Below are 22084 nucleotides of genomic sequence, written 5' to 3' on the forward strand. Positions count from 1 at the left end.
GGTGGCGTAGCCGCCATCAGGCATTTGCATCGTCTACCCTTAAAGTTTCTAAATGAAGCTGCAAGGAGAAAGCACGATGAGCATGAAAACCAGCGACTTCTTTGTCCAGCGCCTGAAAGAGTGGGGCGTGACGCGCATTTACGGTTACCCGGGCGACGGCATTAACGGTGTGCTTGGCGCTATTCAGCGCGCCAACAAAGCAGGCGACGGCATCGAATTTATCCAGGTTCGCCACGAAGAGATGGCGGCGTTTATGGCCGTCGGCCACGCAAAATTTACCGGCGAACTCGGCGTCTGTTTATCGACCGGCGGGCCGGGAGCAACCCATCTGCTGACCGGCTTATACGATGCCAAAATGGATCATGCCCCGGTCCTGGCGATTGCGGGTCAGGCAGAGACCACCGCGCGCGGAGCCAGCTATCAGCAGGAGATGAACCTCGATCGCGTTTTTTCTGATGTAGCGAATTTTGTCCAGGAAGCGGCGACACCGGCGCAGGTGCGCCACCTGGTGGATCGCGGCGTGCGCGTGGCGATGGCGCAAAACGGGGTCGGCGTGGTGATTATCCCGAAAGATGTGCAAGACGAAGCCTGGCAGCCACCGCAACATGTGCACGGCTTTACCCATTCCGGCTCTGGCTATCAGCGCCCACGCGTGATCCCACACGATGGGGATCTGCAACGCGCCGCCGACGTGCTCAACGCCGGAAAAAAAGTGGCTCTCCTGATTGGCGCGGGTGCGCGTAATGCGGCGGTGGAAGTGGTGCAGGCCGCGAATGTGCTCGGCGCAGGTGTCGCCAAAGCGCTGCTCGGCAAAGATGTGCTGCCTGATGATGCGCCGTTTGTTACCGGCTCAATCGGCCTGCTGGGCACCGAGCCTTCCTGGAAACTGATGCAGGAGTGCGACACCTTACTGATGATCGGCAGCGGTTTCCCGTGGACCGAGTTTTTGCCACCGGAAGGCAATGCCCGCGCGGTACAAATTGATATCGATCCGGCGATGCTTGGCCTGCGTTATCCCTGCGAAGTCAACTTGCACGGCGATGCAGCGGAAACGTTACGCGCGTTGCTGCCGCTACTGGAGCAGAAAACCGACCGTAGCTGGCAGGAGACGATAGCGAAAAATGTCCAGCAGTGGTGGCAGCAGATGGAGCAGCGGGCAATGGCGCCCGCCAACCCGGTAAACCCGCAGCGCGTGGTGTGGGAAATGTCGCCGCTATTGCCGGACGACGCGATTGTGACGTCTGATTCCGGTTCCTGCGCCAACTGGTTTGCCCGCGATTACCGGGTTAAACAGGGCCAGCGGGCGTCCCTTTCCGGCGGGCTGGCTTGTATGGGGGCCGCGGTGCCGTATGCGATTGCCGCCAAATTTGCCGCGCCGCAGAAAACGGTGGTGGCGCTGGTAGGCGATGGTGCCATGCAGATGAACAATATGGCGGAGCTGATAACCATTCAGAAATACTGGCAGCAGTGGGCCGATCCACGCCTCATTATTTGTGTGTTCAATAATCAGGACTTGAATCAGGTCACCTGGGAGCAGCGGGTGATGGAAGGCAACCCACGTTTTGAAGCGACGCAGCAACTGCCGGATGTGCATTACGCCGAATTTGCCCGTTCGCTCGGGCTGGGTGGGATTTTTGTTGATACGCCGGACGCGCTGGCGAGTGCCTGGCAGCAGGCGTTGCAGTCCGACCGCCCGGTGGTCTTAGAGGTGAAAACCGATCCGGAAGTGGCACCGTTGCCGCCGCATATTACCTTTAAGCAGGCGAAAGCGTTTATGGCCTCGATGGCGAAAGGCGACAGAGGCGCGGTGCAGGTAATAAGCGATACCGCCAGCCAGTTGTTCCATAAGAAGTGACAAAAAAAGCCCGATAACGCGCCGGTTATCGGGCAGGGAATTCCCTGGTCGGGTAAGCGTCAGCGCCCCCGACATTGGGTTTTACAACGTCTGTAAGAACGCCAGCAGATCGTTGTTTAACTGATCCTGATGCGTTACCGCAAAGCCGTGCGGGCCGTTGTCATACACTTTCAACTCGGCACCTTCAATTAACTCCGCCGAGAGCTTACCGGTTGCTTCAAACGGCACCACCTGGTCATTGCTGCCATGGATAACCAGCGTCGGCACATCGACTTTCGCCACATCGGCGCGGAAGTCGGTTTCAGAAAACGCGGTGACGCAATCCAGCGTCCCCTTCAGTGAAGCCAGCAGAGCGATATTTAAGGTCTGCGTCAGTACACCATCAGACACTTTTTGCCCGGCGTTCAGGCCATAGAACGGGGTCGCGAAATCGCTGATAAACTGTGCGCGATCTTTGCGCAACCCCGCTTTAATGCCGTCGAACACACTCTTATCCACACCTTCTGGGTGATCGTCCGTTTTGCCGAAAATCGGCGTTACCGCGCCCAGCAGCGCCAGCCCGGCCACGCGTGACGTGCCGTAACGACCAATGTAGCGGGCCACATCACCGCCGCCCATCGAGAAGCCCACCAGCGTGACATCATTCAGATCCAGCGCGGTGATCAAGTCATTAATATCGGATGCAAACGTATCGTAGTCATACCCGTTCCACGGCTGGTCAGAACGACCAAAGCCACGGCGGTCAAAGGCAATCACCCGATAACCGCGCTCAGCGAGGAAATTAAGCTGGCTATCCCACATATCCGCATCCAGCGGCCAGCCGTGGCTGAAAAGAACCGGTTTGCCTGTGCCCCAGTCTTTGTAATAGATCTGCGTCCCATCCTGCGTTTTGATCGTGCTCATTGGCTTACCTCTATTGAGATTGAGTGACGTTTTTTACGAACCGCTAACGTAAAACTGTAGCAGCCCGGAGCACTCGGCGAGGGGTTACGGCACAAAGCGGCAACGCAGAATCAGAACAATTGCAGAGCCTTGTTAAGGAAGATGATGGTAAAAAGGTGCATAAATAACGTCGCGATTAAGCCAGAGAGGATGACGATGTCGGATATCAAAACCCTTGCCACCACCGAAGTGTACCGCAACAAATGGATGTGCCTGCGTGAAGATCGCATTCTGCGGGCAGATGGTAATGAAGGGATCTATTCGGTGGTGGAAAAGGCAGATTTTGTTGTGATCATCGCCCGCCAGGATGACAGCATGTATGTGGTTGAGCAATTCCGTTATCCCATTCATCAACGCACCATTGAACTGCCGCAGGGCTCGTGGGAATGCGCGCCAGATGAGGATCCGCTGCGTGTCGCCGCTGGCGAATTGCAGGAGGAGACCGGACTGGTGGCCGGAAGTATGCGCTGGGTGGGTTACCAGAAACTGGCGCAGGGCTATTCGAGCCAGGGTTATCATATTTTCCTCGCTGAGGATCTGACGCATCATCAGCAATCACTGGATCCCGAGGAGTTCGGCCTGACGGCACGTAAAATGCCGATGGCTGAGTTTGAGGCATTGATCTGTGATGGCACGATCAGCGATGCCACGTCGGTCACCGCTTTTCTGCTGGCGAAACTGAAAGGGATGCTCGGGTGATGTTCTCAGTTTGCAAACCAATGGAAAGTTACGAGGACGCGATGCGCGTTTGTCATCCCGCCAGGCCATCGGTTCGATTGTCCTGCGTCTGGGGGATGATGCTTAAACTTTTCACGATGTTATTTACGGATAACGCGCCTGCCTGAGTCGGCTAACACTCAACAAGATCGACAGCAGCGTTGCGCCCGCCGCCAGCCACAATGAGAGCCGAATAGCGGCGGCTTGCTGGGTGTACAGCGAAAAGGTAACGCCAACAAACGCGGTTCCCAGGCACTGACCAAAGGTGCGCACAATCGCCAGTATCCCGGAGGCATAGCTGCTCAACTCGCGCGATGCGTTGGCGAGCATCTCGCGGTTGTTCGGGCTTTGAAAACAGCCGAAGCCGATCCCGCATACCAGACTGCGCAGGGTGATATCCCACGCCTGCGCATGTTCCGACAACAGCGCCAGCAATAGTAAACCGATCGCAAACAGGCATAAGCCGCTGGTGGCAATAAGGGCCGGGGCATAGCGATCCGCAAGCCGCCCGGCATGAGGCGCGACCAGAATAATGCCCACCGGCCAGGCGGTGAACAACAGCGCCGCGCTAAACGCGCTGTAACCATAAACCTGCTGGAACAGAAACGGCAGCGCCACAAAGGTTATGCCCTGGCTGACAAACGAAGAGAGCGAGGTGAGCGCTGCCAGGGAAAATCGCGCGGAGGTGAATAATTCAAGGGGCAGCAACGGTTGCGCAACGTTTCGCTGGTGGCGAATAAAGAGCAGCCCGGCAACCAGCGCAACCAGTCCCCAGACCAACGCCTGCGCCAGCGAACCCGCGTGAGAAAAAGCGTCGGATGCCATTATCACTGCGCCAAGGGTCGTTGCCGAAAGTAACGCGCCCAGGGTGTCGAAAGCGCCGCGTTGTGTGTGTCTGTTAGAGGGAATAACCCGCAACGTCAGGGCCAGCGCGACTACGCCCAGCGGAATATTAATGGCAAACAGCCATTGCCAGCTCAGCGTTGCCAGCAGCGTTCCGCCGAGTACCGGGGCGATGGCGGTGCTGGAGGCGATCAACAGCGCATTCATCCCCAGAATGCGCCCCAGTAACCGGTTCGGGAAAATGGCGCGCAGGATCGCCGGGGCGATACTTAGCGTTGCTGCACCGCCAATGCCTTGCAGGATGCGCATGGCGACAAGCATTTCCAGGGACGATGAAAGCGCGCAGCCGAGCGAGGCGAGGGTGAACACGCTCAGCCCGGTGGCAAACAGCGTGCGAAAGCCCCAGCGCGTGGCGAGCGCGGCGAAAATCGCCAGCGTCATGGCAGTGGAAAGCAAATAGCCGTTGGCGATCCAAACCGCATCGCTGCCGTTAACGTGCAGCGCACGGGCTATTTGCGGCAAGGCGATATTCACCATTGCGCCGTCAAATACCGCCATGGTTGTGCTGGTCATCACCGCAAACATGGCGAAAGCGCGTTCGCGTCCCGGTAATCCCTCATCGCCAGGTTGCAGGGAAAAGAGTTCCATAGATACCTCTGCTGAATTTTTACTTGCCTTCACTGTACGTTGCAGTGATATAAGGCGGAAGGCGCAGCAGTTGCATTAATATGTTGCGTCAAACGCCTTATCTTCGCGCTTTGATAAAGAGACGATGCCATGACAGATCTTAATTTGCTGATTGCGCTGGATGCGTTGATTGCAGAACGCAGCGTTGCGGCGGCTGCGCGCAGGCTTGGCCTGAGTACCTCCGCGATGAGCCGTACCCTGAGCCGTCTGCGGGAAACCACCGGCGACCCGCTGTTGGTGCGGGCAGGGCGCACGATGGTGCTGACGCCTTATGCTGAAGCCATCCGTGAGCGTGCGCAAAATGCGGTGTTTGAAGCGCGGGCGGTGTTGCGACCCGCCATGCCGGATTTCAATATTGCTTCGCTCACGCAGATGTTTACCTTGCGGGCAAACGACGGTTTTGTGGAGGCTTTCGGGCCAACCTTAATTGCCGAAGCCGCAGCAAAGGCACCCGGTGTGCTGTTGCGCTTTATGCCGAAGCCGGAGAAAAGCGCCGGGCCGCTGCGCGAAGGGCGGGTCGATCTGGAAATTGGCGTACTGGGTGAGATGGGGCCGGAGATCCGACTGCAAGCCTTGTTCAGAGACAGGTTTGTCGGCGTCGTCAGAAACGAACATCCTCTTGCGCAAGGCGATAGTGTGACGATCGCGCAATATACCGCCTGGGGGCATGTCATTGCTTCCCGGCGCGGGTTGCTCAGCGGGCCGGTGGATGATGGGTTGGCAGAAGCGGGTTTAACCCGGCGGATCGCCGCCGTGGTGCCTGGTTTTCCTGCCGCGCTGGCCGTAGCACGCACGACCGATCTCATCGCGTTGCTGCCGGCGTCGTTCCTGATTAATTCCGTTGCCGGGGAAGGGCTGCACATGTTTGAACTGCCGGTGAAAACACGGCCAATCACCATATCGCAGATGTGGCATCCGCGTTCTGAAGTGGATCCCGCGCACCGCTGGCTGCGGCAGTTTGTGCTGGGTGTATGTCGGCGCTTGATGCCGGATGGAAGAGGGTAGCCAGGGAGATAGAGCTTTTTTGCTCTCTCTACATTTATTAATGTGACGTACCAACAGAATAGCCGCTATTTTCTTTTCATAGTCTGGATGAGCTGTTGTTGAATTTTAGATTGCTTACGCCAGACTCGGTTATGCAGGTATAAAGCATTTGATCTAAAGAACAAAGAGGAATTGAGACATTTAATACTACTTGCAATAAAAACCAAGCCTAATACTGAACAGATCATAAGTGTTGATATATTACCTGCACTAGATACAAGAGAAATAACAGCGAATACGAAAAAACTCAGTGCCAACACAGCTGTCAAAAGCGTAATCAATAGATATAGCTTGAACGCCCATAAGAAACCACGAGCAGTAAAAAAAAGAGATGAAACAAGGATAACGCAATAGGTGAACATAAAGGGTAAAATAGCTGCCGTCACTGCGTACTCAGGTAACTCGGCCCAGCGAAATAACGCCAGCCATGCAAAGGATTGCGGCATGGTAAAACTTAATGCATTAAGAACCATACTGGTAACAAAAGATATACCAACCATATGCCAACCTACAGGCGCACCCAATCTGTCTTTTAGTCGATCTTTCAAAAACTCTAGTTTTTCGAGATCGTTTGTTTTTATTTTCCTTGAGATGACTGCGCTAAGGATATAGCTGCGCTTTATATAAAGTAACATCGCGATTAATTACTTCCTGTAAACGAAAATGATTGAATCAACCCGATAATATACTGACCAGATTTTTGCATATTTTGCGGATTTCTTAACGTTCCTGATATTGCACTTCCGACAAATGCAGAGGTATTAACAAGCGCATTTGTCAGTTCTCGCTGCAATGCATTTTGCAATGCTTCCGACGGAAAGCGCTTTGGATAAAAACCAGCTTTTATAGCAGCTTTTATACCGGCATTAGAAATCCCGGGATTCTGGGCGCGAATAATGTCTTCTGTAATACGTCTACGATAAGCTCTATCCAGCCCTTTGAGCCAGGTTACAACGTTTGTAGAAGAACCTCTAACAAGCTTGTAGGCTTCTAAAGTGGTCTTCATCCCAGCCCCCGCACCAGCGAGTGAAATAATATCTAATGCAGTACTCGTTGCCGTATACCACCCTTCAGAATCAAGCCAGGTAACAGTATCGTCATGCCCACTGGCTATCAAGGTAATTCTAAGTGCGCCAGCAGCACATTGTGCGATGGTGGCCAAAGTACCGGCAGCAATAATAGCCGCAACAACGCCTGAGGCTCCGGCAGTTAAAGGCGCTGCGGCACCAGCACCTAATGCCAACACACCTGTTATGACGGCAGCACCACAGGAAATGGCTGTTGAAGTAATTTCTGTTGTGAGTGAGGGTGCTTGAATTGTATCCGTTAACGCTTGTGTTGCACCTTGTTGGGAATATGAGTTGACTTTTGTCACAATAATATGACTTACAGTACTCTGATTCGGCGTTGCGATTCGCCTGGAAGGTCTTACCAGCCATTGGCGCGGGCCATCTGAATAGATAATTCCAACTTGATTAAAATTCCTGGTGCAATCTAATTGCCTGGCAAGAGAGGTGAAATCAAAATCTCCACCGGGGGCTAAACCCATGCTGCGTGCAAAACCATAATCGGGAAGAGTATTAGTAATCTGTCCGGGGAAAGTCATTGATTCACTCCATGTTTATGCGTTAACAGGACAGGTCAGTCGCAAATAAGGATAAGTTTCCTGTAATCTTAATAGATTAAGATTATTCCGAATAAGAGGTTCCCGGCGCAAACAGATTTATGCGTGGTTAGTGTGGATAAATTTGCAAACAGGGGGGCATTTATCCCCCCCTGAATTGATTTATTGCTATATCATTTTTACGTTTTTCGACAACGGCTCAATCACTGTTGAGACCACAATAAAGCAGAGTACGCAGAAACCGGTCATGGTCATAAATACTGCATCCCAGCTCCAGGCATCGAGGATGACGCCGACCAGCAGCGGCATACACATGCCGCCCAGTTGCCCACCCATATTGATAACGCTGTAAGCAATCGGATAAATATCCTTATTGGCGCGACCCATGGCATAAACCGAATAGGCGGAATAACCAAGGGATAACATCAGGCCAAGCAGGAACAGCATCAATGACAGAATGATTTTGCTTTCCGGCGCGTAGACCAGCGAATACATGGTAAAAATAGTGGCTCCGGCGCTAAGCAGCATCAGTGGTTTGCGTCTTTTATTCAACACCCGATCGGAAAGCACTCCACCTAAGAAATTACCTAATACCGTACCAAGAAAGGGTGCTGCCGCCAGCACTGCCGAACTGGTTAAATCGAAACCGCGCTCGGTAATCAGGTACTTTGGCAACCAGGACATCAGCACGCTGACAATACCAACCATCGAGAAATAGCCCAGCGCCACGCCGTAGATATCCCAGCAGCGAAACACTTGCTTTGAGGAGGTAAGCTCATCAACGTGTTTTGTGCGAATCAGCTTATCCAGCCAGCAATATTTCAGTGTATTTTGCTGCGCTTGGGTGGCGGCATTCGGTGTGTCTTCTGAAGTCTCTTCGCGGATATACGCCACTTCCTGCGCGTTCACAAAACGGCTCTCTTCGGGCTTATTGCGCACCATAAAGAACCAGAACAGGGACAAGATAATCCCCGGAATGGCGAAGAATACAAAGATATAGCGCCATCCCCACGTCATGATTATCCAGGCGCAGAGGGCTGGCACAATCAGCGGGCCGAATTTCGAACCCGCCAGAAACAGGCCTGTCGCCGTACCTTTTTCCTTGCTCGGAAACCACTGGTTGATGGTGGCGGTAGAACCGATCACGACCGGCGCTTCACTGATGCCCACCAGGCAGCGCAGGAATTTCAGCGCGAATACGTTATTCACGACGCCCATCAAACCGGTAAAGATTGAGGTTAATAACATGCCCAACGCGAAGATATTTCGCATGCCATACTTTTTGATCAGATATCCGGCAGGTATCTGAAAGAACGCATACCCGGCAAAGAATAAACTGATGAGCACGCCCGCCATGGTGTTGGACATTTTAAATTCGTCCTGAATAAACGGTATTGCGAAACCGATATTCGCGCGATCGGCATTGGCGACGGTGTAGATGACAAATATAAAGCTCATCACCCACCATCTGTAATGCGTCATTTTGGGTTTGTCTGATTTATTATTCATATTTTATTTTCCGAATTATTATTTATTTTTTGTCACCACAAAAATCAAATTCGCTGTAGGTTCTGGCACGAGAAAGACTGCTTAATAAACAAGGTTCAATAGTTTCACGTATCCCGGCCGACACTTTCAGTAATGCCTCAACTGAAATGCCGGTATGTAATCCCATGCGATTAAACATATTTACCGCGTCTTCTGTCGCCGAGTTTCCGGCTGCACCAGGGGCAAAAGGGCACCCGCCGAGGCCGCCAACTGCGGTTTCGAAACGTGTGATGCCGTTCTGGTAACCGGCCAGCATATTGGCGAGCGCCATGCCGTGCGTGTTGTGCATATGCAAACCGAAATCCATATCCGGGAATTTCAGTTGCACGGTTTGCAGGATCCTCGCGGTCTGGCGGGGATTGGCGACACCGATGGTGTCGCAGAGCGTGACGCGGTTAATGCCCAGATCGTGCGCGAATTTAATAATATCCAGCATGCTGTTGACGTCCGTTGCGCCAATAAATGGGCAGCCAAAAACGGTTGCCAGCGACAGCGTAATATTCAGCGCGGGAAAGGCATGGCGGATTTTATACAGATCTTCCAGCGATTCCTGATGGGTGCGATTAATATTGGCTTTGTTATGCGCCGGGCTAACCGAAACAACGTAATTGATATTTTTTACCTGATAGTCCTGGGCTAATTGTGCACCCCGGCCATTGGGTACTAATACCCATGGCGTAATATCAGGGTGAGTATTAAGGACATGGCGAATAACCTGCTGCGCATCGGCCATTTGTGGAATGGCTTTCGGGCTAACCAGCGACGTTATTTCAATATGTTTTAATCCTGCATCAATCAGATTATCAATAACGGTAATTTTTAAATCTGTAGGAATGGGTGATTTAATGTTCTGAAAACCATCTCTTGGCCCCACTTCTGTAATTTGAATAATTTTTGACATAAGTATGACCTTACAGCACGCCAGAATTGATCAACTGTTCGATTTTTTCGTCGGAATAACCCAATAACTCTTGCAATACTTCATGGTTATGTTGGCCAAGCGTGGGGGCGGGAAATCGGATAGAGGTTTTCTTATTAGTGAATTTAACCTGATTACCGGTCATGGTGATTTTGCCTGCGACTGGATGTTCAATATCGACAAACATTTCGCGGGCTTTGGCAATATGCGGATCCTGAGTAACGCGATCGATAGTATTGATAGGTGCAGCAGGAATCCCGGCAGCCAACAATTTTTCCACGATCTGGTCAATTGTCTGGCCGCGAGTCCAGCACTCGAGGATGGATTTTAGTTCTGCATGGTGGGTTACGCGGTCGATATTTGTGCGGAATTTTTCGTCATCCAGCGCAGGAATATTCAGTGTCTGCTTAAGTAATCCAAAGAGTTTGTCATTGCCGCAGGCGATAATGGCGTAGCCATCTTTGGCCTGGAAGGAGTCATAAGGATAAATCGCTTCGTAACGGTTTCCGATACGCGTTGGAATACGGCCGGTGTTGAGATAGATAATATTGATGATTTCCAGCGACGAAACCATTGAATCCACCAGGGCGATGTCTACTTTGTCACCGACGCCGGTTTTGAGCCGGTTCGCATACGCCGCCAACACTCCAATCGCGCAGCTCATGCCGCCAACAACATCCGCAATGGCCGTGCCGGTACGGGTAGGGGGCGCGTCCGGCCAGCCGGTGGTGCTCATCAGGCCGCTCATGGCCTGGCCGATAATGTCGTATCCTGCACGCTTAGCATAAGGGCCGGTATGGCCAAATCCGGAAACCGCGCCGTAAATAATAGCCGGGTTAACTTCACGCAAGTTTTCATATCCCAGACCAAGTTTTTCCATTACGCCGGGGCGGTAATTTTCCAGAACAATATCGCTGTTGCGTACCATCTCAAGGAAAATATTACGACCTTCCTCTGATTTCAGGTTAAGCGTGATGCCGCGCTTATTTCTGTTCAGATTCATAAAATAGGCGCTTTCGCCATTAATTTGTGGCGCGTTAGCTCTGGAATCATCACCTTTACCTGGTAACTCAATTTTAATAACATCTGCTCCAAAATCTGCCAACATCATTCCGCAATAAGGACCCGCTAATACGCGTGTTAGATCCAGAACACGCACACCATTTAATACGCCAGACTGATTGTTCATAACTATTTCCTGTAAGTTTGCAATGTAATTAGGTGAGGGAAAGAACCACTCAGAATAATATTAATCAAGATGCGTGCCAGAAATTAAAAACGCGATAATGTCATATTAACTCTTTGAATTTATAATAGTTATTATCTTGGGGGTTTAAGTAATATATGAATTAATTAAATATCAATTGTGTTATTAATATCAACTATGATATTTATTTAATAAAATTACAACATTCCTGGATTACACGATGACGCAAAAAACATTACCTAATCTTGCCCTTATTACGCCATACCCTAATTTGGCAAGGATTGTATTAGAACAATGTACGGGGATATTTAACTGCCATGTCTATCATGGCAGCTTTGAAAAGGCTGCCAGCATTGCACGTAATCTTGATAGAGATTATTACGATGTGATATTGAGCCGAGGTGGGACGGCGGAGTATATTTCTGACGCGACGGATATCCCTGTTGTTAATATTTATACGTCAATGTCTGACTTACTCAGATCATTAATTCCCTTAAAAAATTACCCGCACAGAATTGCATTTTTTAATTATCAGAAATATTTACCAGATGTTGTACTCGTGGCGACCGCGTTAAATATCGCCATTGATGAATTTGTCTTCGTTTCGCACCGTGATATGACTGAGAAATTGCAGCAATGTCGCGCAAAAAATTATGCAACCATCACTGGCGGCTGTCCGGTAACGGAAATTGCCAGGCAATATGAGATGCAAGGCATTTTGATTGAAAATGGCGTGGAGTCTGTGAATAGCGCATTGCGAGAAGCACTCGCCATTGTTGAGACGACGAAACGTAAAATGCTGGACATGACCCGGCTGGAAATCATCCTGTCATCGATCACCGAAGGCATTATTGTCACCAATGAAAACAATGATATTCAGATATTTAATAAAGCTGCTGAGACGATTTTCGGCCTGACTGCGACGCAAGTTGTGGGCAAACATATTGATGGCATTATTAAAAATACGCGTATCAATCAGGTGTTATTGTCAAAAGCACCAGAGATACGCGAGCTTCAGGAGCTGGAAAACACCTCGATTATTACCAGCCGCGTACCAATGTTCATGGGAAAAGCCTGTATTGGTGTGGTGTGTTCTTTCACCGATACGCCGCAGATGCAGAAAGTTGAGCGCATTATTCGCGGCAAGCTGAAGAAAAAAGGGTTCGCTGCGCGTTATACCTTCGATCATATTTTTTCGGCCAATCGTGAAATGCAGGCAGTGAAAAAACTGGCTCAGGTGTATGCCCGGACCGATTCGCCGGTGATGATTTACGGGGAGTCCGGCACCGGTAAGGAGTTGTTTGCGCAAAGCATTCATAACCACAGCAGCCGAAAAAGCGGGCCATTCGTAGCCATTAACTGCGCGGCTATTCCGGAAAATTTGCTGGAAAGTGAACTGTTTGGCTATGAAGGAGGATCGTTTACCGGAGCAAAGCGGGAAGGGAAGGAGGGTTTGATTGAACTGGCGCATCAGGGCACGCTGTTTCTGGATGAGATTGGCGAGATGCCGTTGCCCATTCAGAGCCGATTACTGCGGGTGTTGCAGGAGTATGAAATCATGCATATCGGCGGTAAAGATGTCATTACGGTTGATGTCCGCATTATTGGCGCGACGAACCGTTCGCTGGCAAGCATGGCTGCGGAAGGGACATTTCGCAGTGATCTGTTTTATCGGCTGAATGTTTTGCCGTTGACCGTGCCGCCGCTGCGTGAACGCGCCGGTGATTTCCGTTATCTGGCCAGTAAATTTCTGTGTGAAACCGCAGCAGAGCATTTGCTTGAACAGTTTGTGGATCTGTTTGCTACGTACCGCTGGCCCGGGAACATCCGCGAAATGCGTTTTATTATTGAGCGGCTGGCGCTATTGTCGGTGGGTTTTCCACATTATTCGCTGCATGAAATGTTGACGCTTACCGGGTTTACATTTTCGGATACGACGAGCCCGCGTCAGAGTAACGAGCCGGTACGCGTGGATCTGAGCAAAGGTCAGTTGAAAGAGATAATAAAAGATGTGGAGCGCCAGGTTATTGCGCATTATCTGAATCGATATGAGCAGAACCAGGACAAAGCCGCGATGCAGCTTGGCATCAGTAAAATGAGTCTGTGGCGGAAAATGAAGAGTTGTGGCTGAGCAGCCGCATTTATCGGACGTCGTGTCGGAGAAGTTTGTAAGCCCGGTAAGCGTTAGCGGCATCGCCATAAATGCTAAAAAGGAGCAGCACAATCACGACGGCAAAACGGCGGATTCGTCTTTATTCAACATCGGTGCGTATAATGTATATTATGTTAAATGTGATGAATGCGTGTCTATAAAGGGAAACCTACGTCCTCAACCATCCTCAGGCCCGTTCCCCTTCACGGTGTGTTCTCTGTCATTACCGCTTTTTGGCGGCATGTATGCGAAAACAAATCACGCCGGAAGGATCTGTTCCAGCACTTGCGCACTCAGGCGCACGGTTTCCTGTAGACGCGCCTCGCTACACCCTGCCAAAAGCATAAACCGCACGCAGCGGCTTATACTTTTTCATTACAAGCTCAACGCAGCCTGGCGAATGATGTCTTAAGCCGTTGACACGCTATTTCCAGTGTCGCGTCCTCCACAGCATAGGCAATACGCAAATAGCCCGGCGTGCCAAATGCCGATCCATACAGCACGGCGACCTGCGCATCCTGAAGCAACCAGCTTGCCAGCGCGTTATCATCCGTCAGCGTTTTGCCGCATGGCGTAATGCGTCCCAACAGGTTTTGGCAGTTGGCAAAAACATAAAACGCCCCCTGCGGTGCGCTGGCGCTTAACCCTTCTGTCTCTTCAATCATGGCAAGCACGCGCTGGCGGCGGCGATCGAGGATTTGCAGCCAGTCGCTAAGAAATTCCGCTGGCTGATTTAATGCTTCTACCGCCGCCGCCTGCGAAATACTGCTGGGATTAGATGTGCTCTGCGATTGCAGGATCTGCATCGCGGCAATCAGCCAGGCGGGACCGGCCGCATAACCCAGCCGCCAGCCGGTCATGGCGTGGCTTTTTGATACGCCATTGACGGTCAGCGTGCGATCCGCAAGCTGCGGCGCCGCTTCAGCAAAGGTGCTGAACGGCGTCTGGTCATAGCGCAAAGGCTCATAAATATCATCCGACATAATCAACACCTGAGGATGGTCGGACAACACCTCCGCCAGCGCGCGCAACTCCTGCGCGCTATAAACCGCGCCGGTGGGATTACCAGGTGAATTGAGGATCACCCAGCGCGTGGCGGGCGTCAGCGCTGCGGCAAGATCGCTGGGTTGTAACTTCCAGCCGTGGCGTTCCTCACACGGCACGATCACCGGTTCCCCTTCGGCCAGCGCCACCATATCCGGGTAAGAAACCCAATACGGCGCAGGAATAATCACTTCTTGCCCGGCATCCAGCGTCGCGAGCAAAGCATTGAAGATCAACTGCTTAGCGCCACTGCCTGCGATGATTTCATCGGCAGCAAAAGACGATCGATTGTCACGGGAGAACTTCGCTGCAATTGCGGTTTTCAGCTCACGCGTTCCGGCCACCGCCGTGTATTTGGTCTGTTGATGGACAATCGCGGCAATCCCGGCGTAGCTGATATTGTCCGGGGTGGCGAAATCCAGCTCCCCTTCCCCCAGGTTAATTACCTTTTTCCCTTCTGCTTCCAGGGCACGAACCTGGTCGGAAATGGCCGCCGTTGGCGAAGGACGAACCCGCTGCATACGCCGGGCCAGTTGCTGACTATTCATAAATCCTCTTTTGTATGTATTGGTTCAACTAATACAATTAACGACCCAACAACAGCAGGACATTTGCCGTGTTACCGATCTTCATTCTTGACGATTCCCCTGTCCCGGCGCGTTACGGCCTGACCGCCAGCCTGTGGGCCAACCAGCAACAGCTTCCGTTGTGGAGCCTGCGGCCCCGCTTCTCAGGCGATTTTGCTGATAGTTATCAACATGTTGCTCGCGCAGGTTACTGCGTGACCAGCGGGCTATTTCGCAGTGATACGCTGCAACACGAAACCCGCGATATCGGGCAACTGCCCACATGCGATGCCGTTATCGTCGTCGCTGCGACAGATGCCGAACGAGTTGCACACCTGCCGGGTCGGCGCTTTTCCAGCCAGACCACTGGCGCTGCGTTACTGCTGCGTAACGGTAACGAAACGCTGCTGCACTTCGCCGTCGACGCCAATTCCCTGCCATCATCGCCAGATCCCTTGCGTATCGGGCTTTTCGGCAGTGAACGCGATCAGCGCGATGCCTACCCGGCGAATCTCGCCGCGTTGCGGGCCGCCGCTGACCACCTTGGCGTTGCGCCCGACATCCGTTTTCTGTCGCCCGCCGCGCTTTCTGACACACTGCACGAACTGGACGATCTGCACGGCGTGGTGTTACCTGGCGGCGCGTCAATGGCTGTCGTGCGCGGGCAAATCGCCGTGGCGCATGCCACACTACAACGCAACATCCCCACACTCGGTCTGTGCCTCGGCATGCAGAGCATGTGCACCGCTGCCGTACAGCGTAACGACGGGTTTGAACAGGCGATGCTGGCGGAAGTCGCGCCCGATGCGCCCATCCACAGCTTTGTGGCCTTTGACGACCAACGCCATCGCTGCGGCGTGCTGCCATTTCCGGCAGACCCGCCGTTTAACCTGATGCATTACAACCATCGCTATCGTTTCAATCCGCATTTGCTGCCGCAGCTTGCGGCCAGCGATATTGTGATCAGTGCGCAAACCGGCGACATTGTCGAAGGGATAGCGCATCCCGCACACCGATTCTGGCAAGGGCTTCAGGGACACCCTGAACTGATGTCCCGTCCGCATGCCCCACATCCGCTGTTTGTGGATTTTCTACGCGCGGTCTTTAACCTGCCAGCGTAACGCCACTGCGGGCATCGCTGGCCAGCCGTTTCATTACGCTGGTCAGCGCGGTCAGCGCTTCGTCGGAGATGGGCAGAAGCGGTGCACGCACGGTGCCGCCGTTGAAACCGCGCAACGCCATTGCCGCCTTCACCAGTTGCGGCTGCCCGTGCTGGCGCGCCAGCGTACGGTAGTCGAACCACAATTGATGCAGATCGCGCGCGGTGATGCTGTCGCCCTTCTCCAGCGCGCGATACGTTGCCAGCACCAACTCCGGCAGTGCGCCGCTGTTAGTCGTGCTGATGCCATCGAAACCGGCCATCATCGGGCCGAGAAACGCCAGATCCGAGGCGCAGAACAGGCGCAGCTTGCCGCGCAGGCGGTTGGCTATCTGATCGATAGCCGTTGGGTTGAGATCGCCCTGCTTGATGCCGACCACGCCCGGGATCTCCGCCAGCTTCTCCAGCAGCGCAGGAGACAGCGTAATGCCGATGCCCGGCGCGTTGTAGACCAGAATGCCGGTTTTCGACAGCGGCGCCATCTCGCGGAAATAGGCCAGAATCTGTTCGTCGGTGATTTCGCTGACAAACGGAGCGGTCACCATCGGTAGCCCACCCAGTTCGCTCGCCAGCACCGTCAGTTCGCGCGCTTCACGCGGGTCGGAACTGGCGCTGCACAGCATCACCGCAACGCGATCCTGCACGCAATCCATCACCTTGATGAACAATTCACGGCGTTCTGCCAGCGACATCACCGGAAATTCGCCATAGGTGCCGCCAATCAGTAAACCGTCATAGCCAAGGTTAATGACGCGGTCGATATTTTCACGCAGGGCTGCAAAATCGAGCTCGCCAGTCGCGGTAAACGGCGTCACGGTGATGTTAAAAATGCCACGCAAACGGTCACGGCACTCGTTGATGTCTTTCATTATTTTTCCTTACAACAGCGTTAATGGACGGGCCAGCGAACCAAGCGGACGACAGCCGGTTTCAGTCACCACCACGGTTTCGCTCACGCCAACCGTGAATTCACCGTAAATGCGCAGCGCGGGCGGAATATGGAAGGTCATACCGGGTTGCAGTTCGGTCGTGACGCCGCTGTAGAGGCTGAGAATACCGCCCTCGCCCCAGTCTGGCGCGAAGGCGACGCCAATCGAATACCCGGTGCGTTTTTTGAAGTTGTCCGTAAAGCCTGCGCGATCGATAACCTTCTGGCAGGCAATGTGCGGCTCTGCGCAGGTTGCGCCGGGGCGTATCGCATCAAGGGCTGCCTGCAATGCGTCCTGGCACACTTTTTCCATCTCCAGCGCGATGACGGGCGGGCGGCCAATCCAGGCTGAACGCATCAGTGCCGCATGGTAACGGTCATGGGCGGCGGCCATTTCGAGAAATACCGGGTCGCCGTCTTTCATCACGCGACGACGCCAGGTACCGTGCGGCACGCCACTGCGTGGACCGCTGGAGACCAGCGGCTCCATGCCGACATATTCAGACCCGGCAGCGATCGCCGCGCCCATCATCGCCGACACCAGCGCGTTTTCATCCGCTCCGGCGCGAATGGCCGCCATGCCAGCCTGCATCCCGGCATCGACATAGCGCGCCGCCGCTGCGATTTTTTCCACTTCAGCGGCAGATTTCACCGCCCGCAGCGGTTCAATCACACCCGCCGTATCGGCAATGCTGCCGAGCTTGCTTTGCAGCGCTTCGTACACGGCGATTGGCAAAAACCAACCGCGTTTATCAAGCCCAATGCGCTTATTCAGCCAGCCGCGCTGTTGCAGCATGCCGACCAGAAAATCGACCGGGTTATCGCCATCCTGATAAATGGCGGCGTCCGAAATAAAGGTGTTGGCGATAAAATTGAAATATTCGAGCTGGCGGATAACAAACACCGGCTCCCCTTCTACCGGCAACAACAGGGCCTGGAAGGTGTAATAACCGGGAGTTTGCTGACCGGTTAACCAGAAGATATTTTCCGGCCCGGTGACAATCATCACGTCCACACCGGCAGCGTTCAGACTCTCGCGCGTGCGGTGGATTCGGCTTGCGTACTCTTGCGCACTAAAGGCAGATTCACTGCCCTGGATAACATTACTCGGTTGTTGCATGACAAAACTCCTGAAGGAAAGTGGCGCGCGCGGCATTGAAATGCACGCCCAGGCCGGGAGAATCGTTCACCACGACCTCGCCGTGGCGATAAGTGAGCCCGCTGACCGGATCGTCAGCCAGGCCGTCAGCCCCATACAGTTCGGCAAATTCAGGTTGCAGCACGCGGCAAAGTTGTAACGCCGCCGCAGTCGCCGCATGGCCTTCGTTCATCTGCCCAATCATGAAGGGAATAGAAGCGGCTTGCAGGCGACGCGCCGCGGCAAGCGTCGGCGTGATGCCGCCGAGCTTCACCAGTTTGAGATGGCCCCACAGCGCGCCCTTCGCTGCGATCAACCGCTCAATAGTCGCGCTGCTGTGCAGGCTTTCATCCAGCATGATCGGCAGACCGTACTGGCGCAGCCCTGCAAGTTGCTCGTCGTCTTTGGGGGCCAGCGGTTGTTCGACGTAGCTCAGCCCAAGTTCGCGCAGGGCCGGAAACGCGCGGTGCGCGTCGTCGGGCGACCAGCATCCGTTGACGTCGATAGCCAGCGAAATGCCATCGCCAAATTCCTGACGCAGCGTTTTCAGCCGTGCCAGATCGGTGGCGAAATCCGCTACGCCGGTGCGCAGTTTCAACTGGGTAAAGCCGCGTTCCACGTAGCGCCGCGCCTGCTTTATCATTTGCGATTCGCTCCCCCAGAACAGGGTCTGATTGGTGCGATAGCGCGCAGGCGTCCCATTCGCGCCAATCCAGTACGCGAGGCTGACGCTCGCCTTACGTGCAAGCAAATCGTGCAGCGCCATGTCGATCAACATGCGTGCGGGCGCCAGCAGCGCGGAATCGACAGCATGCACCGCGTTCAGCATCGCCTGCGGTTCACGCGACCAGTCCCACGTTGTCAGAACCGATATCAGGTTCGCCAGCACCTGTTTTTCGCTGTAGCCGTGCAGGTAACTGATATTGAGCCGCACTTCACCGATGCCCTGATGTTTACCGTCGTTAAGTTGCAACCACAGCGTATCGAGCGCATGGATAGCGCCGGACGCGGCGGTGTGCAGCGTCACGCCTTTGTAGTGCAGTTCGCCGCGCCACAGTTGCGCTTTCACGATGCAGACTCCTGCGCCAGCATCGCCAGTGCCACATCCAGGTAGATTGATGCGGCAGCAATAAACTCCTCAACCGGCACAAACTCATCCGGCTTATGGGCAACCGCCAGGCTGCCGGGACCGATCACCACGCCTTTGGCGCCAAGTGCGCGAAAGTGCACCAGATCGCAGCCGCCCTGAAAGCCAAACGGGCCGGGTTGCGCCTGACCATGACGGCGACAGGCCGTCAGGCTGTGCTGCACAATGGCTTCGCTGCTGTCGGTTTCGGTCGCGCCGCCGGTGGTCGGCTGCCAGGCCGTGATTTCCGCCTCAATGCCGGACGTCGCTTTCGCATGTTCAAGCAGTTGTTGCAGCTCGGCTTTCACTGCGTCTTCGTCTTCGCCCGGCACCATGCGGCGATCGAGCAGCAACTCGCAACTGTCTGGCACTACGTTATCCGCATGGCCGCCATGAATCCGCGTCACCGTCAGGCTGGCATTGCCCACCAGCGCATGGCAGCGGCAGCGCACTTGCTGGTGATGGGCTTCTTCAATCATCCCCAGCAATTTGGCGGATTGATAAATCGCGTTGATGCCCAGTTCCGGCGTACCGGAATGCGCCGTAACGCCTTTTACTTTCACGCGCGGGCGCAGGCTGCCTTTATGGGCCGAGAATGTCGCGTTCGAGGTAGGCTCGCCAATCACAGCAAAATCGATCGCCGGAGGCGCGTCGTTGACATAAAACTTCGCCCCTTCGCTGGCCACCTCTTCATCGGCGGTAAACACGCCCATCAACGTGCCGGACCATGCTTCCTGGTGCGCGGCTAGCAAACGCAGCGCTTCGACCATCGCCACCAGCGGGCCTTTGGCATCACACGAACCGCGGCCATACAGTCGCCCTTCCCGTTCGGTAAGTGTGAACGGGTCGCCCGTCCAGCCGGAACCGGCAGGCACCGTATCGAGATGGGTATTAAACGCGAAACAAGGGCCCGCACCGTTTTTCAGCACCGCGATAACATTCGTGCGCCCCGGCGCGTATTCGCTGAAGGAAAGATCGAACCCCGCCTGCGTAAGCCAGCCCGCGACGCATTCGGCGGCTTCGCGTTCATGCCCCGGCGGGTTTTCGGTATTGATGGCGACCAGCGCGCTCAAGTCGCGTTTCATGCGCACGCTGTCAACCTGGTAAATCGTCATAGTCACTCCAGAATTAATGAAGGATCTGGTCAAGGAAGCGCTGCGCGCGTTCGCTGACCTGTCCACTAAAGAAATCATCGGCGCTGGCGCGTTCGAGTATTTCGCCCTCTTCCATAAACAGGATCTGGCTGGCGGCGCGGCGAGCGAAACCCATTTCATGGGTGACAACCATGCTGGTCATGCCTTCGGCGCTCAACTCGGCCATCACATCGAGTACCTCGCGGATCATTTCCGGATCGAGCGCCGATGTCGGCTCGTCATACAGCATCAGTTCTGGTTTCATCGCCAGCGCGCGGGCAATCGCCACGCGTTGCTGTTGGCCGCCGGAAAGCTCATCGGGAAAGTGGTCGGCGCGTTCATGAATGCGCACTTTTGCCAGCAGCGCTTCCGCCTGTTTGCGCGCCGCAATGCGGTTGACGCCCAGCACGGTCATCGGAGCCAGCATGATGTTTTCCGCCGCCGTCAGATGGGAGAACAGTTCATAGTTCTGGAACACCATACCGATGCGCTGGCGCAACTGATGGGCAGGCACTTCGCCGCGGCTGATGTTCTGCCGGGCAAAGAACACATCGCCACTGTCTGCCGGTGAGAGCATATTGACGCAGCGCAGCAGCGTCGATTTCCCCGAGCCGGACGGCCCAATCAGCACCACGGTTTCGCCGCGCTGAACGCTGAGCGAGCAATTTTTCAATACGGTCTGACGCCCGAAAGCTTTGTCGATACCGATCATTTCAAGTAGCGGTGGGTTCATGGCATCTCTCCTGCCGTTTTGCTCAACCTGAGCCGGGCTTTCTCGCTTTTACTGCGGCGTTGTTTCGGGTCGAGGGTGCGCTCCAGCCAGGACTGGAAAAGCATGAACAGCGTGGTGAGCAGCAGGTAATAAATACCCGCCGCGCACAGCGCTTCGAAGTAGCGAAAACTGGCGCTGGCGGTCTGGTTAGCCACCAGCAGCAACTCCTGCACAGCAATAACCGAGACCAGCGCGCTTGATTTCAGCATGCTGATCATCTGGTTCCCCATTGGCGGGAGCACGATGCGCGCGGCCTGCGGCAGCACAATTTTGCGCATGATCTGCCCGTTGGTCATGCCGAGCGCCATACCGGCGGTGCGTTGCCCACTCTTCACCGCCTGCAAGCCGGAGCGCAGGATCTCGGCCATATACGCCCCTTCATTGAGCGAGAGCGCCAGCACAGCACACGTGAACGCGGAGAAGCGTAAGCCGAAGCCGGGCAGCACGTTGTAGACAAAAATTATCTGGAACAACACCGGCGTGCCGCGGAACAACCATAAATAGAAAAACGCCAGCCCTTTGCCCGCCCGAAACGGCGCTTCCTGTAACAGGGCGAGCACCAGTCCCAGCACTACGCCGCACAACAGCGAGCAGAGGGTAATCAGCAGCGTCATCCACGCGCCCGTCAGAAACTCAGGTGAGAGGAAGTACTGCCACATTAAATCGATCGACATAGCTTT

General features: G+C 54.2%; 19 protein-coding genes. 5 read left to right on the forward strand and 14 right to left on the reverse strand.

The features are described from left to right. Positions 1 to 76: 76 nt before the first annotated feature. On the forward strand, positions 77 to 1855 hold the full coding sequence (locus tag Q5705_01975; protein ID WLI77355.1) for a thiamine pyrophosphate-requiring protein: 1779 nt from the start codon (positions 77 to 79) through the stop codon (positions 1853 to 1855). Between the two features lie 81 nt (positions 1856 to 1936). Here Q5705_01975 and Q5705_01980 read toward each other — a convergent pair whose 3' ends face one another. After that, a complete protein-coding gene (locus tag Q5705_01980) occupies positions 1937 to 2758 on the reverse strand; it encodes an alpha/beta hydrolase (GenBank protein WLI77356.1) in 822 nt (273 codons plus the stop codon). A 195-nt stretch (positions 2759 to 2953) separates the two neighbouring features. On the opposite strand from Q5705_01980, the gene Q5705_01985 reads away from it, so the two are divergent. Next, a complete protein-coding gene (locus tag Q5705_01985; GenBank protein ID WLI77357.1) occupies positions 2954 to 3496 on the forward strand; it encodes an NUDIX hydrolase in 543 nt (180 codons plus the stop codon). A 123-nt stretch (positions 3497 to 3619) separates the two neighbouring features. On the opposite strand, the gene Q5705_01990 is transcribed toward Q5705_01985, so the two are convergent. Then, entirely contained in the window at positions 3620 to 5005 is a 1386-nt protein-coding gene (locus Q5705_01990; GenBank protein WLI77358.1) for an MFS transporter, read from the reverse strand. Positions 5006 to 5134: 129 nt separating this feature from the next. Here Q5705_01990 and Q5705_01995 point away from each other — a divergent pair, with 129 nt between their 5' ends. Then, positions 5135 to 6049, forward strand: coding sequence for a LysR family transcriptional regulator (locus Q5705_01995; GenBank protein WLI77359.1), 915 nt, complete (start codon positions 5135 to 5137; stop codon positions 6047 to 6049). 65 nt (positions 6050 to 6114) lie between these two features. Here the strand turns inward: Q5705_01995 and Q5705_02000 are convergent, their stop codons facing one another. The 5 genes from Q5705_02000 to Q5705_02020 all read right to left on the reverse strand — a co-directional run bounded on the left by Q5705_02000 (position 6115) and on the right by Q5705_02020 (position 11368). After that, the gene (locus Q5705_02000) at positions 6115 to 6723 is read right to left on the reverse strand and encodes a hypothetical protein (protein WLI77360.1); all 609 of its coding nucleotides are present in this window, start codon (positions 6721 to 6723) and stop codon (positions 6115 to 6117) included. A 5-nt stretch (positions 6724 to 6728) separates the two neighbouring features. Further along, entirely contained in the window at positions 6729 to 7694 is a 966-nt protein-coding gene (locus Q5705_02005; GenBank protein WLI77361.1) for a hypothetical protein, read from the reverse strand. A gap of 186 nt (positions 7695 to 7880) precedes the next feature. Then, positions 7881 to 9221, reverse strand: coding sequence for an MFS transporter (locus Q5705_02010; protein ID WLI77362.1), 1341 nt, complete (start codon positions 9219 to 9221; stop codon positions 7881 to 7883). A 22-nt stretch (positions 9222 to 9243) separates the two neighbouring features. After that, positions 9244 to 10161, reverse strand: a complete 918-nt coding sequence (locus tag Q5705_02015; protein ID WLI77363.1) for a hydroxymethylglutaryl-CoA lyase — start codon at positions 10159 to 10161, stop codon at positions 9244 to 9246. 10 nt (positions 10162 to 10171) lie between these two features. Beyond that, positions 10172 to 11368, reverse strand: a complete 1197-nt coding sequence (locus Q5705_02020; protein ID WLI77364.1) for a CoA transferase — start codon at positions 11366 to 11368, stop codon at positions 10172 to 10174. Positions 11369 to 11606: 238 nt separating this feature from the next. Between Q5705_02020 and Q5705_02025 the strand changes: the two genes are divergently transcribed. Further along, on the forward strand, positions 11607 to 13517 hold the full coding sequence (locus Q5705_02025; protein ID WLI77365.1) for a sigma 54-interacting transcriptional regulator: 1911 nt from the start codon (positions 11607 to 11609) through the stop codon (positions 13515 to 13517). Between the two features lie 404 nt (positions 13518 to 13921). Here the strand turns inward: Q5705_02025 and Q5705_02030 are convergent, their stop codons facing one another. Then, entirely contained in the window at positions 13922 to 15130 is a 1209-nt protein-coding gene (locus Q5705_02030) for a pyridoxal phosphate-dependent aminotransferase (protein WLI77366.1), read from the reverse strand. Between the two features lie 68 nt (positions 15131 to 15198). Between Q5705_02030 and Q5705_02035 the strand changes: the two genes are divergently transcribed. Continuing rightward, positions 15199 to 16269 (forward strand): CTP synthase, encoded by a 1071-nt coding sequence (locus tag Q5705_02035; protein ID WLI77367.1) that lies wholly within the window; start codon positions 15199 to 15201, stop codon positions 16267 to 16269. Here the strand turns inward: Q5705_02035 and Q5705_02040 are convergent. The 6 genes from Q5705_02040 to Q5705_02065 are packed head-to-tail and all read right to left on the reverse strand — an operon-like array spanning position 16253 to position 22078. Further along, the gene (locus tag Q5705_02040) at positions 16253 to 17176 is read right to left on the reverse strand and encodes a dihydrodipicolinate synthase family protein (protein ID WLI77368.1); all 924 of its coding nucleotides are present in this window, start codon (positions 17174 to 17176) and stop codon (positions 16253 to 16255) included. The genes Q5705_02035 and Q5705_02040 overlap by 17 nt on opposite strands. Before the next feature lie 9 nt (positions 17177 to 17185). Continuing rightward, a complete protein-coding gene (locus Q5705_02045; protein ID WLI77369.1) occupies positions 17186 to 18355 on the reverse strand; it encodes a Xaa-Pro peptidase family protein in 1170 nt (389 codons plus the stop codon). Then, complete coding sequence (locus Q5705_02050; protein WLI77370.1) at positions 18339 to 19442, reverse strand: mandelate racemase/muconate lactonizing enzyme family protein; 1104 nt, start codon at positions 19440 to 19442, stop codon at positions 18339 to 18341. The genes Q5705_02045 and Q5705_02050 overlap by 17 nt, the downstream gene beginning before the upstream one ends. Continuing rightward, positions 19439 to 20614, reverse strand: coding sequence for a M20 family metallopeptidase (locus Q5705_02055; GenBank protein ID WLI77371.1), 1176 nt, complete (start codon positions 20612 to 20614; stop codon positions 19439 to 19441). The genes Q5705_02050 and Q5705_02055 overlap by 4 nt, the downstream gene beginning before the upstream one ends. A 13-nt stretch (positions 20615 to 20627) precedes the next feature. After that, a complete protein-coding gene (locus Q5705_02060) occupies positions 20628 to 21365 on the reverse strand; it encodes an amino acid ABC transporter ATP-binding protein (GenBank protein ID WLI77372.1) in 738 nt (245 codons plus the stop codon). Continuing rightward, complete coding sequence (locus tag Q5705_02065; GenBank protein ID WLI77373.1) at positions 21362 to 22078, reverse strand: amino acid ABC transporter permease; 717 nt, start codon at positions 22076 to 22078, stop codon at positions 21362 to 21364. Before Q5705_02065 ends, Q5705_02060 begins: the two co-directional genes overlap by 4 nt. Between the last annotated feature and the right edge of the window lie 6 nt (positions 22079 to 22084).

This window comes from Kosakonia sp. H02, assembly GCA_030704225.1.
Lineage (GTDB): Bacteria > Pseudomonadota > Gammaproteobacteria > Enterobacterales > Enterobacteriaceae > Kosakonia.

What these genes read in the sequence shown, in the direction of transcription:
- Q5705_01975 (WLI77355.1), top strand. Translation starts at nt 77, where the DNA reads ATGAGCATGAAAACCAGCGACTTCTTTGTCCAGCGCCTGAAAGAGTGG.
- Q5705_01980 (WLI77356.1), bottom strand. Translation starts at nt 2,758, where the DNA reads ATGAGCACGATCAAAACGCAGGATGGGACGCAGATCTATTACAAAGAC.
- Q5705_01985 (WLI77357.1), top strand. Translation starts at nt 2,954, where the DNA reads ATGTCGGATATCAAAACCCTTGCCACCACCGAAGTGTACCGCAACAAA.
- Q5705_01990 (WLI77358.1), bottom strand. Translation starts at nt 5,005, where the DNA reads ATGGAACTCTTTTCCCTGCAACCTGGCGATGAGGGATTACCGGGACGC.
- Q5705_01995 (WLI77359.1), top strand. Translation starts at nt 5,135, where the DNA reads ATGACAGATCTTAATTTGCTGATTGCGCTGGATGCGTTGATTGCAGAA.
- Q5705_02000 (WLI77360.1), bottom strand. Translation starts at nt 6,723, where the DNA reads ATGTTACTTTATATAAAGCGCAGCTATATCCTTAGCGCAGTCATCTCA.
- Q5705_02005 (WLI77361.1), bottom strand. Translation starts at nt 7,694, where the DNA reads ATGACTTTCCCCGGACAGATTACTAATACTCTTCCCGATTATGGTTTT.
- Q5705_02010 (WLI77362.1), bottom strand. Translation starts at nt 9,221, where the DNA reads ATGAATAATAAATCAGACAAACCCAAAATGACGCATTACAGATGGTGG.
- Q5705_02015 (WLI77363.1), bottom strand. Translation starts at nt 10,161, where the DNA reads ATGTCAAAAATTATTCAAATTACAGAAGTGGGGCCAAGAGATGGTTTT.
- Q5705_02020 (WLI77364.1), bottom strand. Translation starts at nt 11,368, where the DNA reads ATGAACAATCAGTCTGGCGTATTAAATGGTGTGCGTGTTCTGGATCTA.
- Q5705_02025 (WLI77365.1), top strand. Translation starts at nt 11,607, where the DNA reads ATGACGCAAAAAACATTACCTAATCTTGCCCTTATTACGCCATACCCT.
- Q5705_02030 (WLI77366.1), bottom strand. Translation starts at nt 15,130, where the DNA reads ATGAATAGTCAGCAACTGGCCCGGCGTATGCAGCGGGTTCGTCCTTCG.
- Q5705_02040 (WLI77368.1), bottom strand. Translation starts at nt 17,176, where the DNA reads ATGAAAGACATCAACGAGTGCCGTGACCGTTTGCGTGGCATTTTTAAC.
- Q5705_02045 (WLI77369.1), bottom strand. Translation starts at nt 18,355, where the DNA reads ATGCAACAACCGAGTAATGTTATCCAGGGCAGTGAATCTGCCTTTAGT.
- Q5705_02055 (WLI77371.1), bottom strand. Translation starts at nt 20,614, where the DNA reads ATGACGATTTACCAGGTTGACAGCGTGCGCATGAAACGCGACTTGAGC.
- Q5705_02060 (WLI77372.1), bottom strand. Translation starts at nt 21,365, where the DNA reads ATGAACCCACCGCTACTTGAAATGATCGGTATCGACAAAGCTTTCGGG.
- Q5705_02065 (WLI77373.1), bottom strand. Translation starts at nt 22,078, where the DNA reads ATGTCGATCGATTTAATGTGGCAGTACTTCCTCTCACCTGAGTTTCTG.